Genomic DNA, 15,428 nt, shown 5'->3' with positions numbered 1-15,428 from the left:
GTTTTTCTTTAGAGGAAATGGATTTAGTTTTGTTACAGCCTCGTTTTTTATTCAATAATCTACCGCTTAAAGTGCAATTACTGTACGCGCCCCCTCTACAAGAGTAAAATGAGCTTGAAAGAAAGTATGAGGAGGATCTGGCATGGAGAAAGAAATAAAGATTATTGAGGATATTCGCATTGAATTATTAAATAGTGTGAATGACCTAACAGACGAAGAATTAAACAAAGAGGTCGAAGAAGGTCGCTGGACGATCATGCAAGTATTGGATCATCTTTATTTAATGGAGAGATCTCTTACCAAAACGATTCAGTTGACCCTCGAAAAAGGCGAAGAACAGCAGGTGGACTCAAAGCCGATTCACTATACGGTAAATCGATCGACCAAGGTGGACGCCCCTCCTTTTGTGGTCCCTACAGAAGAAAATCAGACTCTTCAACAAATGAAGGAAAAACTGGAAGCATCTCGCAAAGATCTTCTCCAATTCATTGGAACAACCAGCAAGGAAGATTTACAGAAAAAAGCGTATCCTCACCCTATTTTCGGGCAAATCCGTTTAGATGAGTGGGTGCCGTTTATTGGGTATCATGAGAAGAGGCACTTAGAACAGATTGAAGAGTTGAAATCAACATTATAAACCTGTATGAATAGGATCTGTTTCTGTTTGAAACAGATCCTTATTTATAGAGCCATCACTAGATTTTCAAATCTCTTTTTTCAAAAAATAAAAATGTCGCAATGCTCAAAATGACGATCAACGCGAAGGATATCCCTACATAAGCAGATTCCACCCCTCCCCCATACATTAAATTTTCAGCTCCAAAGTATTTAAAGGGTGTGAGGTATTTCAATGCCTCGAGACTTTCGTTCAAGTCTATGGCGAATGACAGGATGAATGTCAGTAATAATACGCCAGATGCGACTGCAGCTGACTTTGCAGGCTTTTTACTATAAGCTGCCACGGCCGTTCCAATCAATAAAAAGAGTACTTGTAAAATAATCATTCCCGCTACCGTTACTCCAATATCATAAGCTATCGGCACATCACTATAATGACCTACAATCACCAAGGAGAAAATCCAGGTAATCAATGCGAGTATCCCGATTTGAGTCAAGGCAGCGGCAAGCTTAAGACCTATGATTTTCTTCCTTGGAAGGGGTTTGACAAACAGAAACTCGGCTGTCTTATCCCTTTCTTCCTTGGAAATGATGGTCGCACCGGTCAATGCTGCATGGATGGTTGCAAGTAGTACGATATAAAGGAAGAGCACTCCGTAATATCCACTTGCTGTCTCCATATCAAGACTGCCGATTCCAAGAATGGCTTGCATAGACTTAGGAAGCCCCTCCATCAATTCGTTCATGGATTGACCTGACGACGAGAAGCCTGCATACTTCCCCATCCCGGATCCAATCAATGCAATCATTCCAATGCACCAGATGATCAGGGATTTACAATGAGCCCTCATTTCTCTTACATATACATTCATGACATCCCCTCCTTCTAAACCGTATGAATGTCTTTTTTATTATAGATGATGAAGCTTAGTATCATGGCGACGGCGATCAGTGTGATGCCTGCCACCAGGAATGACCATTCATATGAAGCATGATTCATTATATATGTGTAGTCAAAGTACTTGAAAGGTGTGAAATAACGCCCCGCTTCTTCCGTTGCAGCCACCATCCCCATGATGAAGAAGGCAAATACGATACCAAGTGAGAGCGTAAGGACAGATTTCACCCTTGACCATACGACAGCGATAAGCATTCCCAAGGCAAACATGATGTATTGCGTGAGCAAGAGAGTACATGAAATCAATAGGAATATATTTAGGCTAAACGATTCCACTTTTACCAGGTTGGCGACAATGATGGCCGAAATCACGTAAACAATATTCGTAAGCAGCATAGAAGCAATAGCTGCAAACACCTTCGATGAAAGGATCTTCGTACGGGTCACAGGCTTGGTTAGAAGAAATTCCGCCGTCTTTTCCCTGATTTCCTTCGAAAAGATCGAAATGGCCAGATTCATTGCCTGTATGGCACCGCATAAAGTTATATAAAGGAAGAAATACGAATAATAACCGTTTAGAGATCCTATGCTATCGATCTGTATTCCCAATGCTTTCCGAACCCCCTCCGGAAACCCCTCCAGAAGCCTTTTGAATTCGTCGATTTCTTTAGAAATGGAAGGAAACAAAGACATGAACAGAATCATCAATGAAGTAAGGGCCAAAGTCCATATCATAGTCGACTTTCGATAAGCCTTTAGCTCATAAAGAAAGATATTCATAAAGGGTCAATCCTCCTTTTCATAATAATGCATAAAGATTTCTTCTAAGTCAGGCTCCTCGATCCATAGATTCGTTATGTCGATATCAGCAATCTTCCTCATGACTTTGTTGATATCCCCCCTGAACAGGAAGCTGATTTGGCGGGCTTTTATTTCCAGCTTGCTTACGCCTTCCATTTCAAAGTCAGAAGGTTCGACATCCTCTTTCGTCTCTATCTTGAATTTCTTATGATTCTTTTCTTTTAGCGTACTGATTTTCTCCACTTGCACGATCCTTCCTTCTTTGATGATTGCGACCCGATCACACATTCTCTGAACTTCACTCAATATATGTGATGAAAATAAGATGGTAGCTCCTTTCTTATTTTCAGCTTGAAGCAATTCAAAGAATTTCTGCTGCATGAGGGGATCCAAGCCTGAAGTAGGTTCATCCAAGATAATCAGCTTAGGTTCATGAAGCAAACCCTGAATGATACCGACCTTCTTCTTATTACCAAGGGATAGATCATCAATTTTCTTCGTAACGTCCAGATTCAACATATCGGCCAATTCCTTGATTCTTTTTGTACAATCCTTTTTATAAAAGCTGGCAGAATACTTAAGAAGATCCATCACTTTCATATTGTCATAATAAAATACTTCAGAAGGCAGATATCCCACTTCCTTCGCAATTTCAGGGGCAGATTCAATGCAGTCCTTACCGAAGATCGTTGCGCTTCCACTTGTTGGATGGATCAATGAAAGAAGGGTTCGGATGGTCGTTGATTTCCCCGCACCATTAGGCCCGATGAACCCAAAGATCTCCCCTTCTTCTACATGAAAACTGATGTCACTGATCCCCTTGAATTTCCCATAGTTTTTAGTCAATGAATGAATCTCAATCACATTCATCAAATGATCCTCCCTTTTTCTTACTATTTGTAAAACGAAATCTTCAACAATTCGATATAGGCGTCAATTTCCGCCAGCACTTCTTCTTGATTGATTTCATCTACAGACAGCGACTTCGCTTTCTGCTGTTGTTGATTGGCCATCCCTTCGAAGGTCCAATAAATAACCTGGATCGATTTATTTACGTCGATCCCTTCTTTGAATTTGGAAGTATCTATGTTGGAGAATAAAGTGGCAAAGCTACTCTCCACCATCTTCGTTTTAAACTTTTCAATTTCGTCTTTTACTTCGGGAGCTTCTTCTGAGAAGGCGCTGGTAAGGAAATCGATCAGATCAGGATAGACAGAAAATAATTCAAATTTGATCAATGTCACTGAACGGATCGTAACGAAAATATCATGCTCATTCCAGTTCAGTCTTTCATAAATTTTTTCTGTAAACAAATCCGAGAGATGTTCATAAAGAGAAACATACAGTTCTTTTTTACTATTAAAATAATGAAACAGAATCCCCTTGGAAATTCCCGCTTCCTTTACGATGGCATTTGTCGAGGCTTTTTCATACCCATTTTCGGCGAAAACCCGGGTTGCGGCTCTAATGATTCGAGCTTCTTTCTCTGAATCGATGTTCAACGACTTAAACAATCTTTTTTGACCTCCTTTTAAAGGATACACATTTGACCAATGTGGTCAATTTCATTTTAATCTCTTTGACCAGTGTGGTCAATATTATTTTCATATAAAGTCTGACTGCGCTAGTATTCTTCTTTTAATACTAAATAATATGGTTTATTGGTTTAAAAAAAGCTCAGGAGAGTACCTGAGCTTCTTAATGAATTATATAGATTTATGAATTCCCGCTTACTCTTTAAACCCTGCCTAATACCATCCCCAAAAAAGCGAATAAGATACCAATCGTATAGCTGAGCAGTAGATAAGTAATCAGGGGCTTCCATTTCTTATCGGCATGAAGTTGAATGTTTTCCAATTTAAAAGTGGAAAAAGTCGTAAAAGATCCAAGAAAACCAGTCCCGAGAAGAAGAATACCAGTTTCAACGATGTCCGAGCCGATTACATAGCCAAGAAGAAATGACCCAACCAGATTGACGAATAAGGTAGCGTATGGAAAGTCAGTATGATCATATTTCTTGAACAAACGGCTGATCCCAAAGCGGGATATTGCCCCAAAGAACCCCCCGATCGCGACCATCATACCCTGTACGATCATCTTTAGACCCCCTTGCGCATAAACAGATTATATTGTTGCTTCCCAATCGTAAAGCCTGCCCATGACATAAATAAACCACCGAACATGCTTCCTAATATATAGATAAGTGCCAGAACCATATGTGAATGAGTAAGAAGGTTGACAGTTTCGACACTGAATGTGGAAAAGGTTGTGAAAGAGCCAATCATCCCTGTCCCAATGGCTGTGGCTGTCATTGAATGGGCCTTCTTCATCTGAAATATGTACATTGTGACATATCCCAACGCGAAGCTTCCAATCATATTGGCAAGAAATGTCCCCACAGGAAACGTATAATTCCACCATCCCCCGGCAAATATCCCAAGATAATATCGCAGCAGGGCACCCACCATACCAGCTGCACCAACTAATAAATAGATCATATTCTTCCACCTCTAACATACAAGTTCTTTCATGAAAGAGACTCCTACCGATACATGAGTATCGGTAGGAGTCTCTCAATGTTCAGTAATCATGCTAACTCCCTTGACGTTCACTGACTATTTTACCATAGGAATTTCGTCGGCCAAATCCTTTATATCAATTTTGTAATAAACATGGTGGCAATGCCAAAATAGATCAGAAGGGATAGAATGTCATTGATCGTTGTGATCAAAGGGCCGGAAGCAACGGCAGGGTCTACGTTAAATTTATATAGGATGAGGGGGATGATGGTTCCTGCCAATGTCCCGATAATTAATGTAATCAGTAAGGAGCTTCCCACCACGAGTCCTAAAACAATATTGCCCTGCCACACAAAGGCAATCAGGGCAATCATGACGGCACAAGTCACACCGATGATGATGCCTACCCATAATTCCCGGAAAACGAGCTTTATGACTTGTTTTATATCCAAATCATTTGAGACCAGTCCCCTGACGACAACGGCCAGTGATTGCGTACCCGTGTTCCCTGTCATTCCCGCAATCATCGGCATAAAAAACGCAAGTGCGACGACTTGTTCCAAGGTTGCAGAGAATCTGTCTATGATACTTCCCGAAACGAGTCCGATGAACAGTAATAAAACAAGCCATGGAAGACGTCGATAGGCTGCAACAAATGGTTTGGTCGTGAAGTCGATGGATTTCCCCGACGCAGATAACTTCTCAATATCTTCATTGGCTTCTTGAATGACCACATCAATGATGTCATCGACGGTGATGACCCCGACAAGCCTTCCGTCTTCTTCAATGACCGGAAGTGTGATGAAATCATAGCGGCTGATCAATTTTGCCACTTCTTCCTGATCCGTATGGACATCCACCTTAACCACACGGCTGTACATGATATCTTCAATTTTATCTACTAATTCACTAAGCAATAAATCCTTGTAGGAAATGACCCCTATCAATTTCTTGTCGTCGTCAATGACATAGAGATAGTTCAAATATTCAGCTAGTTCTGCGAAGTGCTTCAGTTTATCCACTGCTTCACGGACCGTATAATGTTTAGGTATCCAGACATAACGGTTGTTCATGATCCGGCCGGCTGTCTCCGGTTGGTACGTCATGAGATTCTGAACGACCTGAGACTCTGCCTGGTTCATCTCTGATAGCAATTCCTCTATCTTCTCGGGCTCTAAATCCGTCAGTAATGTGGCCAGGTTGTCATTTTCCATGAGATCGAGGACCTTTGTGGATTTCTCTATCCCCAGCTTCTCCAGAACGAGCAACTGCTCTTCCCTTTCTATCTCCTGAATGAATTCAGTAAGTTCTTCAAGAGGTAAAAATAATAGAAATTTATTCCGGTGCTTGGACGGGATATGTAGATATTGCTGAGCGATGTCGTATGGCTGAAGCTCTTCGATGATATCTAAAAAAATGCTTTTCTTTCCATCTTTCAAACTTTGGATAATGGCAAGGGTGATTTCATTTTCCGTCATGGCTAATGTCATAGAGGGTGCTCCTTATAATATGTTTCTTTTCAGATGGCACGAGGAGATACCGAGAAGGGTACTCATCACCCTACTAGTATCTCCTGAATCCTGTGTTCATGCTAATTTCTATTCATCTGTTTGTTGATCTATGGATAAGATTTCTTTCAATTCCTCTTCGGTCAAGGTTTGTACCATCTTTTCATCAGGGTCCATGATATCCCGGATCAGGTTCCTCTTTTTATCCTGCAGCTCGTTCATCTTCTCTTCAATCGTTCCTTTGGCAATCAGCTTAATCACTTTCACCGTATTTTCCTGACCCATGCGATGTGCCCTGTCCGCTGCCTGTTCCTCTACTGCGGGATTCCACCATGTATCATATAGAATCACCGTATCGGCACTCGTTAAATTCAGCCCCGTTCCACCTGCCTTTAGGGAGATGAGAAATAGATTCCGATCCCCTTCATTAAATCGACTGCACATCTTAACCCTCTCTTCTGACGGAGTGGTTCCATTCAGGTAAAAGTAGGATTGCCCTTTGATTGCCAGCTCTCTTCCGATCATTTCAAGCATTTTCGTAAATTGTGAAAAGACCAGGACCCTTCTGCCAGACAGCCTGGACTCCTCCAACAACTCCATCAGCTCTATGAATTTTGCTGATGAGCCCTGATAACCATCTACAAATAATCCGGGATGGCAGCAGATTTGTCTTAAACGGGTCAATCCGGCGAGAATTTTAATTTTATTTTTCCTCAGCGTGTTCTTATCCAAATGCTTCATCGTATCGTGCTTGAGCTTGGCAAGATAAGCTGCATACAATTCTTTCTGCTGTGGCAGGAGCTCTGAAAATTGGGTGATTTCTTCTTTTGTGGGAAGTTCAGGCAACACTTCTTCTTTCATTCTGCGAAGAACGAATGGTTTGATTCTTTTCGCTATATCTTTTCTGGTTAAACGGCTGTATTCCTTTAGTCCTTTGAATAACCCCGGAAATACAACGTGGAAAATGGACCACAATTCTTCCAGTGAATTTTCCACAGGAGTTCCGGTCAAGGCGAAGCGATTAATCGCTTCTATCTTCTTAACACTTCTTGCCGTTTGGGTGAGTGGATTTTTGAAAGCCTGTGCCTCATCAAAAAAGACTGTATGGAATTTCTGTCGTTCATACCATTTACTGTCGCTCCGCAGTAACGGATAGGAAGTGATGATGACATCCACATCCTTCATACCTTTCTGTTTCTTCTTTCTTACAGCCTGATTACCGTCCAGGATGAAAACATTGACGTCCGGCGCAAATTTCCCATATTCGCTTTTCCAGTTATACGTCAGGGAAGAGGGACATACGATCAGGGCCGGAAGCTTCTTTTTCCTGATTTCTTCAAGTTCCGATAGTATGAACGTGATGCTCTGAACCGTTTTCCCAAGCCCCATATCATCAGCGAGGATCCCACCAAAACCATAATGGGAAAGAGTCTTCATCCAGCGAAAGCCTGTCTTCTGATAGTTTCTCAACCGCTCGTCTAATAGGGATGGCACCGAAATCTCCCGGCTGTCGGGGTTCATAAGCTGCCCGTAAAATTCTTGGAAGGAATGTTCAAAAGTAAAAGAGTGCCCCCCATCAACTGTATCCAGCAGGTGTAGGCTTTGATGCAAAGGTAGCTCGAGCCCCTTCACGAGATCATCCTTCTCTGCTTGTGACGTATGCATGAAGCGCTGAATATCTTGAAATTCCTTTGAGTCCAGGGACAAGAGTGAGCCGTTTCTCATCCTGTAATACTTCCGTTTTTCTTCCAGTGCCCCGAGGATCTCCATTACCTGTCTATCCGGTATCCCATCCATTTCAAATGTGAATTCCAACCAATTCATTCGTTCCTTTTTTACTTTGACCCTGATTTTTGGGTGATGACTCCCTCTGGAAATCCTGTTTCTTACGGCGGTGGTGGCATAAATTTGAACATCCTTTTGAAGCTTCGTCACTCCATAGGTTAAAAACTCATATTCCAAATCTTCATTGTGTAAGTAATAACCACCTTCTGTTTTCCCGAAAGAAAACTCGTCCATCCATTCAAGAATGGTATTTTCTTTCTCTACATTTCGTATTAGAAGAGAGCCTGATGGCGCTTCCCGGCTTTCAAGAGGATGAATCACGATTTGATCATAATGGAATTCAAGTCCGGCTAACAACCGGTTCTTTACCCGATCGAGATAAAGCTTCGCAACAAGTGGTGCCGTTTCCAGCTTTTCTGCAATGTCCTCTGATATTTGTACTTCCCCTAATTTCTTCAATCCAACAGCCACTTTTTCAAGAAAAAAGCCGATTTGGTCCGGGGAAATCGGGATGAACCGTGCCCCTGAATGGTCTAACAGTCTCTTTAATTCAGTAAGTCTTTTACCATCCATGCTGTCAAGCTGTGTAAAAATACCATCATAAATGACGGTTTGATATTCATCCATGACCGTCATATCATCCAATCCCGAGATGTATAGCCTGTAACCACCTGCGTCGGCATGCTTAAAATGGAATTGTATTGGAAGAGGCAGTTCCCCTTGCCTAAACCCTTCATGGACTCTCGCTTTATGTTGCACTTTAACGTCTTTAGGACGTTTAAGTAAGGGAATAAGATTCTCCCATGACGCTGGAGTGATAAGCAAATTGTCACCATCGTTTTTTTCCATCACTGAACTCTTTGATACTTTTACAAGATATTGAATGACAGCTGCCGTATCAGTTTCAAAATAATGAAACTCAGGATTGAATATGAAAGACTCTGAAACATGAAAGGGTTTCCCTTCATTTATAAATTCCAAAAAGGTTCGAAGCGGCTTTATCTTATTTCCATCTATCGTACATTCGATCCCAAGCTTGTCTCCCCCATCTTGGGTAGACATGGGATGAATCAGAAATTCACATCGCACAATCTGTCTGTTTTCAAAATGACGAAGCTTAGCCGGGGAACGGAACGATTCTTCGTGAAACAATGTGAAAAATTGCTCTGTCACGCCTTCTTCATTCCTATTCATTTTTCGCTCTACATTCTCAAGTTTCAAAAGCACAGCAGCTATATGCTGACAATCCTTTTCAAATGAAGCAAGCTTCGGGCAGCTGCAACTGGCTTCGATGTCACCTTTTGAATCCTCTTGAATGGTAACGTGAAATTCTTCTTCCCCCATCACAGTCCCTCGACAATAATGTCTCGAATATTCGTCTAATTTCACCTTATTGGAGCGGTAATATGCCTCTCCCCGCTTGAATGAAACGGTACCGCAGCGTTCTTTTATGAGTTTTTGATGTATAGCCTTCAAGGATCTGATTCCTTCCATGAATATGTATAGTAATGACCGATCAATTTTTTTGCGTTGAACATTCTAATGATAACAACAATTTTCGGATTTAGAAACATCCTGAAAGGATTAGTATTTTCATAGAAACGTATAATGAAGGGTAAAGCGACATAGAATATAAGGGAAACAGAAAAAAATCCGCACTATGAGGCCAGTCATAGTCCGGAAAACGTTCATGTCTTTTTCTACTTATCAATGTGGTTCAGTAACGAAATGAAGAAGCTGCCGGCTTGAAAAATGAGCATGAAAATGAAATATTCTTCCATCTTGTCACCTCCTGTTGAGGGAAGATATTTGTCCCCACTTGATATCTATGTAAGATTGACTCAGTTCATGCGTTTTTTTGTTGTAATTGAAAATTCAGATAGGGGAAGACGAAATCCCGGATGATCATTTGATGAATATCCGGGATTTTGTCTGGAGATAAGAAATCGACCACAATATTTATGAAAGTTTCGCTTACATGATATTTTCTATTGCATACCCACACTTTTTTATGTAAATTAGTCAAGTATGTTTAATAGGAGGTATCATCATGAATCACACACAAACCACTCAACGGGTTCAGATCACGACAGCTGATCCATCTGCCCTTGGACTTTTCGGACTGGCTATGGTCACCCTTGTAGCTTCTTCTGCAAAACTCGGATGGACTGACGGCGTGTCGTTCGTCCTACCTTGGGCGATTTTCCTCGGAGGCATTGCTCAATTGATGGCAAGCTTTGGCGATGCAAAGCACAATAATACATTTGGTATGACAGCATTCGGTGCGTTCGGATTATTCTGGCTGGGGGTTGGGACTTCCTGGTTGATTTCATTCGGGGTATTCGGAGAAGCCGCGGCGGCTGCTATTGATCCAAGTCAGCTCGGCATTGCATATATAGGCTATCTGATATTCAGTATCTTCATGACAGTGGGTGCCATGGAGACTCATAAGGTCTTATTCATTATTTTTGTCCTGATCGATTTCTTATTCATCGGACTTTCCCTGTCTACACTGGGAGTCGCTCCTGAAGCTACGCACAAATTAGCAGCGATCGCTGAACTGTTCATTGCCCTTTTCAGCTTTTACGGTTCAGCTGCAAGTGTATTGAATACACACTTCGGGAAAGAAACGCTTCCTGTTGGAAAGCCATTCGGAATTTTCAAATAAGCACATAGAAGAGATAGATGAGTGACTCATCTATCTCTTCTAATTCACTATGGGTATCAGAATAACAAGTATAGTGGTCTTGTCATCTAGCTAATCCTCTCTCAAATGCCGCTAAATGATTCTGTGAAGCATTTCTCAATTGTGTAAAGACGATCCTCACATCCTGAGGCAGATTAAACGTCAAAAACCGATCATACATAGCGATATTATCAATCTCCCCTTGAACCCCTGCTGCATAGGCACTTTTTAGTGAATCCGGTGTGGTTGTATACGATTGGGATTGATCTTCAGGAAGCGGCAATCCGTAGCGTTGGAACAAAGTCTGCAATGCAGTAATATGGCGCAACTCTGCTTCTTTGACCTGTAAAAAAGTGCGGACATTGCCGAAATTCTCTAAGATCCGATCGTATCGTGCCTGGGCAAGGTATTCGTCCTGCATAGCATAATTGAGCATCTGGGGAACTGAAAGGAGAGAGGCAGCAAGTGCTCCTTTTGCCCCGCAGTCCACTTGTCTTGATGCCCCCCTGCCACCTTTATTCTGCATGGCATAATATAAAAACCATACGGCGTGATTCTGTTCATCAACAGCTGCACGACGAAAGGTCTCTTTTATAAAGGCATCCTGTACACCATCCGAAGCGCTATAATAAAAATCCACCGTATCCTGCTCATCCCGAAAGGCAAAATCCACTCCCTTTTTATACGAATTTGGACAACCTTCCTGCAATTGAGGACTGTACTCCATCCCTGTCAAATTTCTATAAATGTCAGTGAATGACTTCAAATGTCTTTTTTCATCCTTACGAATTTCAAGGATCCGTTTTCTTTCATCCTCTGTAGGGGCCATTTTCGCAAGTTTTTCATAACAAAAAATGGCACTATATTCACCATTGATGGCTTTTTGAAGATTTGACTCCAAAGATTGATTCCCTGGTGTCCGGGAATAGCCATCAAGATAAAAAGGTTTAAATTGACGGTAAAATTGATATGGGTTCATTCTAAGTAACACCTCTTTTATTCAGTCAATACATATGATATGACTGAATGAATAATGGGTGTCTGTGTAATTTAACCTTTCCTTTTACCCTGAACTGATTCGTATGCTTCCATAAGTTCTTCCACTGATATGCCATTAATCTTCATACCGGTTACATCACAGTTTGACATTTCAACATGGTTCAATTGGCAGTTTTCAAAACTACTACCATGAAAGTCACAGCGTTCAAACCTGATCGGCTCATTTTTTCCGCCGAGGTTGGTGTCATGAACGCGTACGCCACCCAGTGTGACATGACCCATTTCACTTTGAGACAAATTAAGGTCAGCAATTAACGCTTTTTGAAAATTGATATTTTGAAAACGGGATTCACTGAGATTGCAATTGTTGAACCCGGCACCCATCAAGTTGCTGTTGCTAAAAGTGGAATAACTTCCATCGATCCCATAGAAATCGGTTTCTTGCATATTGCTGTATTCCACCTGTAGTCCAGAAAGGTCCCCGTCGTTTAATGTATCACCTTGAATGGTGATCTCCCGTGACTCACCACCAACACAGGCCCCTTCTTTCATTTTTTTCTCATAGCAGAATTCATCACCCGCTTCAAAGATCTTCTTGTACCCCATTTTTTCATAGAAACGATGATTATTCAGTTGTCGACTTGAGGTCTCAAGCTCCCATGTCATCACTTCTGGATACTCAGTTTCCATACGTTTCATCACCATAGTGCCGATTCCTTTTCCCTGGTATAAGGGATCAACGAATATCCGATCGACTCTGCCGTGGCGTTTGCCGACCACTGTTAGAATCAATCCCCCCACAAGCAGCCCTTCATAAAGGATCTTGAAATAATTCAATTCCCTGATCATGTACTTAGTCATTTCGATTGAATCATACCCTGGTGGCTGGATATTATGATCCACGATACCATCCTGACCCCGTAGCCACTTTTCTTTTTCCGTGTCGAAAACGTTCTTTTTTAGTCCGGTAAGGATTAATGCATCTTCAATATTTGCCTTTTCTATTTTAACAGTACCCATTGTGATCCCCCTTTTATCTATTGAAATAGCTTTCTATCAATTTCATAATAGCGAAAGCACCTGAGCTCTCGTTTGAAAGAATGATTGTCTTTATATTCTCTTTCGGATAATAGGCAGAATGAAAGCTCACCCCTGGGTCATAACCCATTACGTGATGCTTATTGGGTAGATTCAACCACATCCCATACCCATAGTTCACCCCTTCTTTGACCCTAATATGGGGTTCTGAAATGAGCCTTGTACTCGCTTCATTAAGGAGCTTATTTGATAAAAGAGCTTCCCAGAACGAAAGCATATCAGGACCCGTGACATATGCCCCGCCGTCCGCCCCACCCTGTATGGGAATGGAATACATATTGGTTCTCCATGAGCTGCCTGGCTCATCGATGTACCCGTAAGCCGTATTCACAGGTAATCGATCCAGACGAAAATACCCAGATGCATTCATATTCGCCGGTTCAAAGATATACTTATTGATGTACTCTTGCACCGTCATTCCTGAAAGCTTCTCGATCATCAACCCCAGAATGATGTATCCGGCATTGTTATATTGAAACCTTTCACCCGGAGAAAATTTCATATGGTCATTTTGAAAGAGGGGAAGAAAATCTTCCCCTTTTCTCATTAAGTACATTGGGGTTTGCTTCCATAAATCTTCAAAATCATCCATCACTTCCTCATCAAAATAATCAGGAATTCCCGAGGTATGGGTAAGTAAATGATGAATGTTCACACGGCCATCAAAATGTGGGAATGTGCCCTCAAAATAATCTTTTATGGGTGTGTGAAATGAAACTTCTCCCTTTTCTATAAGTTGACAGATGGCTACAGCAGTAAATAATTTACATCCAGATGCAATTCCAAATCGTGTATTTGGGGTGTTTTTTCTTCCTTCACTTCGATCTGCAAATCCAAATGACAATTCTAAGAGGCTCTCACCGTCTCTCTTTACCAAAACCGTTCCAGAAAAATGCTCCGTTTCTGCATGTTCTTTGATCATGTTATGTAGTTCATTCATCGTAAACACCCATTTCTATTATTTGTCTATGGAAAATTATAGCATAAATGATTAGCCATGAAGAGTCCCCTATGACTCTCCATGACCACGTTTCGGGCTTTAATCTAATTTTTCATCTTATACTTCATTTTGCACTCTTACCCGTACGAACTTTCTCTTCCCTACCTGCAAAACCATCCCATCTTTAATCTCCACGTTCGACTGCACATCCAGAACCTTTTCTGAATTGATCCTGATGCCTCCATTTAGGATCATCCGGCGTGCCTCACTTTTAGAGCTTTGCATGTTTAAGGCTACAAGGAGATCGACTACCGAAATGTTCTTCCCTCCCGTCCATTCCTCCTCAGGAATGTCTTCAGGAAGTGCCCCCTTTTGAAAGACCTCCTTAAATTGGTTCTCTGCCAGTTCCGCTGCATCTATTCCGTGATACATCCTGACAATCGTTTTTCCTAGAAGGATTTTGGCATCCCTCGGATGAAGGGCACCACTCTTTATTTCAAGGGATAATCTCTCCTTTTCTTCTAAAGATAAATCGGTGATCAAATTGAAGTATTTTGTTATCAGTTCATCAGGTATCGACATCGTCTTTCCAAACATTTGATTGGGTTCTTCATCAATCCCGATGTAATTATGTTTCGATTTTGACATTTTATCAACGCCGTCCAGTCCTTCAAGTAATGGCAATAATATGACCACTTGTTTTTCCTGGTTGTAATGCTCCTGAAGATGTCTCCCCATCAGGACATTGAACTGCTGATCCGTACCCCCAAGCTCCACATCGCTTTCAAGGGCGACGGAATCATATCCCTGCATCAAAGGGTAGAACAGTTCGTGAAGTGAAATCGGTTTCTTTTCTGATAACCGTTTGGAGAAATCGTTTCGCTCAATCAATCGCGCGACTGTGATCTTTGAAGATAAGTGAATCACATCCTCAAGGTTCAAGGATGATAGCCAGCTTGAATTGTAGTGAAGCTCTGCTTTTTCCTTGTCCAGGACCTTTCCGAATTGTTCAAAATATGTCTGTGCATTTCTTTTCACTTCTTCATCCGTCAGTTGCTTCCTTGCAACAGATTTCCCTGTGGGATCACCGATTTTACCCGTGAAATCCCCGATGATCAGCTGAACGATATGACCGTTTTCCTGAAACTGTCTTAACTTATTCAGTACCACTGTATGGCCGATGTGAACGTCCGGAGCAGTTGGATCCAGCCCCAGTTTGATTTTCAAAGGGTGGCCAGTGGAGATTGATTTCACCAGTTTGTGTTTCAACTCTGCTTCTGGAATGATTTCATGCACTCCATTTTTATATTGCAGGAGCTGCCTTTCGACTTCTTTCTGCTGAGCTTTTGAAAGAGATTCCCATTTCTGATCCATGATTGTTCCTCCTTGGTTGATGATGGAAATAAGCAGATTTTTGGATTCACCGTTATAACGGAAATTCCGCCGATAAACCAACTGATCCACTGCCTTCCATATTCAAAATGTTTTACGTCATAAACGAAAAACCACGCCCCTAAAAAAGGGACGTGGTTTACGCGGTACCACCCTCATTGAAGATCTCTCTTCCACTCGATTC

Annotated in this window: 14 protein-coding genes and 1 other annotated feature (1 of these 15 running past the window's edge); of the genes, 2 read left to right on the top strand and 12 right to left on the bottom strand. The window is 41.6% G+C overall.

The genetic code is table 11. The features are described from left to right. Positions 1–142: 142 nt before the first annotated feature. Positions 143–637, top strand: a complete 495-nt coding sequence (locus V8G47_RS00315) for a DinB family protein (RefSeq protein WP_034759688.1) — start codon at positions 143–145, stop codon at positions 635–637. Positions 638–695: 58 nt separating this feature from the next. On the opposite strand, the gene V8G47_RS00310 is transcribed toward V8G47_RS00315, so the two are convergent. From V8G47_RS00310 to V8G47_RS00275, 8 genes are all read right to left on the bottom strand, one after another. Next, the gene (locus tag V8G47_RS00310) at positions 696–1,490 is read right to left on the bottom strand and encodes an ABC transporter permease subunit (protein WP_336198330.1); all 795 of its coding nucleotides are present in this window, start codon (positions 1,488–1,490) and stop codon (positions 696–698) included. A 14-nt stretch (positions 1,491–1,504) separates the two neighbouring features. Beyond that, entirely contained in the window at positions 1,505–2,296 is a 792-nt protein-coding gene (locus V8G47_RS00305) for an ABC transporter permease subunit (protein WP_034759691.1), read from the bottom strand. A 6-nt stretch (positions 2,297–2,302) separates the two neighbouring features. Further along, complete coding sequence (locus V8G47_RS00300; protein WP_336198329.1) at positions 2,303–3,187, bottom strand: ABC transporter ATP-binding protein; 885 nt, start codon at positions 3,185–3,187, stop codon at positions 2,303–2,305. 23 nt (positions 3,188–3,210) lie between these two features. Continuing rightward, positions 3,211–3,831 (bottom strand): TetR/AcrR family transcriptional regulator, encoded by a 621-nt coding sequence (locus V8G47_RS00295; protein WP_336198328.1) that lies wholly within the window; start codon positions 3,829–3,831, stop codon positions 3,211–3,213. 223 nt (positions 3,832–4,054) lie between these two features. Continuing rightward, positions 4,055–4,411 (bottom strand): fluoride efflux transporter CrcB, encoded by a 357-nt coding sequence (gene crcB / locus V8G47_RS00290; protein WP_336198705.1) that lies wholly within the window; start codon positions 4,409–4,411, stop codon positions 4,055–4,057. A gap of 5 nt (positions 4,412–4,416) precedes the next feature. Then, the gene (crcB, locus tag V8G47_RS00285) at positions 4,417–4,815 is read right to left on the bottom strand and encodes a fluoride efflux transporter CrcB (RefSeq protein WP_336198327.1); all 399 of its coding nucleotides are present in this window, start codon (positions 4,813–4,815) and stop codon (positions 4,417–4,419) included. A 152-nt stretch (positions 4,816–4,967) separates the two neighbouring features. Further along, on the bottom strand, positions 4,968–6,326 hold the full coding sequence (gene mgtE / locus V8G47_RS00280) for a magnesium transporter (protein WP_336198326.1): 1,359 nt from the start codon (positions 6,324–6,326) through the stop codon (positions 4,968–4,970). Between the two features lie 108 nt (positions 6,327–6,434). After that, entirely contained in the window at positions 6,435–9,623 is a 3,189-nt protein-coding gene (locus V8G47_RS00275; RefSeq protein ID WP_336198325.1) for a DEAD/DEAH box helicase, read from the bottom strand. A gap of 556 nt (positions 9,624–10,179) precedes the next feature. On the opposite strand from V8G47_RS00275, the gene V8G47_RS00270 reads away from it, so the two are divergent. After that, complete coding sequence (locus V8G47_RS00270; protein ID WP_336198324.1) at positions 10,180–10,797, top strand: acetate uptake transporter; 618 nt, start codon at positions 10,180–10,182, stop codon at positions 10,795–10,797. A gap of 82 nt (positions 10,798–10,879) precedes the next feature. Here the strand turns inward: V8G47_RS00270 and V8G47_RS00265 are convergent, their stop codons facing one another. From V8G47_RS00265 to tyrS, 4 genes are all read right to left on the bottom strand, one after another. Then, positions 10,880–11,794 (bottom strand): rubrerythrin family protein, encoded by a 915-nt coding sequence (locus V8G47_RS00265; protein WP_336198323.1) that lies wholly within the window; start codon positions 11,792–11,794, stop codon positions 10,880–10,882. Positions 11,795–11,865: 71 nt separating this feature from the next. Next, positions 11,866–12,834 carry a GNAT family N-acetyltransferase gene (locus V8G47_RS00260; RefSeq protein WP_336198322.1) on the bottom strand — a complete coding sequence of 323 codons (969 nt, stop codon included), beginning with the start codon at positions 12,832–12,834 and terminating at the stop codon, positions 11,866–11,868. Positions 12,835–12,847: 13 nt separating this feature from the next. Beyond that, on the bottom strand, positions 12,848–13,834 hold the full coding sequence (locus V8G47_RS00255; protein ID WP_336198321.1) for a serine hydrolase domain-containing protein: 987 nt from the start codon (positions 13,832–13,834) through the stop codon (positions 12,848–12,850). A 135-nt stretch (positions 13,835–13,969) separates the two neighbouring features. Continuing rightward, the gene (gene tyrS, locus V8G47_RS00250; protein WP_336198320.1) at positions 13,970–15,226 is read right to left on the bottom strand and encodes a tyrosine--tRNA ligase; all 1,257 of its coding nucleotides are present in this window, start codon (positions 15,224–15,226) and stop codon (positions 13,970–13,972) included. A gap of 143 nt (positions 15,227–15,369) precedes the next feature. Next, positions 15,370–15,428, bottom strand: a binding site (T-box leader); it runs 151 nt beyond the window's last position.

It is taken from the genome of Rossellomorea sp. LJF3 (genome assembly GCF_037046045.1).
In the GTDB taxonomy this organism is placed as follows: Bacteria; Bacillota; Bacilli; order Bacillales; family Bacillaceae_B; genus Rossellomorea.
Note: the sequence above shows the minus strand (reverse complement) of the source record. Positions and strands in the feature narration are given on the sequence as shown.

Bases quoted from the DNA above. Each gene is read 5' to 3' on its own strand.
- tyrS (WP_336198320.1), bottom strand. From the start codon at position 15,226: ATGGATCAGAAATGGGAATCTCTTTCAAAAGCTCAGCAGAAAGAAGTC.
- crcB (WP_336198327.1), bottom strand. From the start codon at position 4,815: ATGATCTATTTATTAGTTGGTGCAGCTGGTATGGTGGGTGCCCTGCTG.
- V8G47_RS00270 (WP_336198324.1), top strand. From the start codon at position 10,180: ATGAATCACACACAAACCACTCAACGGGTTCAGATCACGACAGCTGAT.
- V8G47_RS00305 (WP_034759691.1), bottom strand. From the start codon at position 2,296: ATGAATATCTTTCTTTATGAGCTAAAGGCTTATCGAAAGTCGACTATG.
- V8G47_RS00260 (WP_336198322.1), bottom strand. From the start codon at position 12,834: ATGGGTACTGTTAAAATAGAAAAGGCAAATATTGAAGATGCATTAATC.
- V8G47_RS00315 (WP_034759688.1), top strand. From the start codon at position 143: ATGGAGAAAGAAATAAAGATTATTGAGGATATTCGCATTGAATTATTA.
- mgtE (WP_336198326.1), bottom strand. From the start codon at position 6,326: ATGACATTAGCCATGACGGAAAATGAAATCACCCTTGCCATTATCCAA.
- V8G47_RS00255 (WP_336198321.1), bottom strand. From the start codon at position 13,834: ATGATCAAAGAACATGCAGAAACGGAGCATTTTTCTGGAACGGTTTTG.
- V8G47_RS00300 (WP_336198329.1), bottom strand. From the start codon at position 3,187: ATGAATGTGATTGAGATTCATTCATTGACTAAAAACTATGGGAAATTC.
- V8G47_RS00265 (WP_336198323.1), bottom strand. From the start codon at position 11,794: ATGAACCCATATCAATTTTACCGTCAATTTAAACCTTTTTATCTTGAT.
- V8G47_RS00275 (WP_336198325.1), bottom strand. From the start codon at position 9,623: ATGGAAGGAATCAGATCCTTGAAGGCTATACATCAAAAACTCATAAAA.
- V8G47_RS00310 (WP_336198330.1), bottom strand. From the start codon at position 1,490: ATGAATGTATATGTAAGAGAAATGAGGGCTCATTGTAAATCCCTGATC.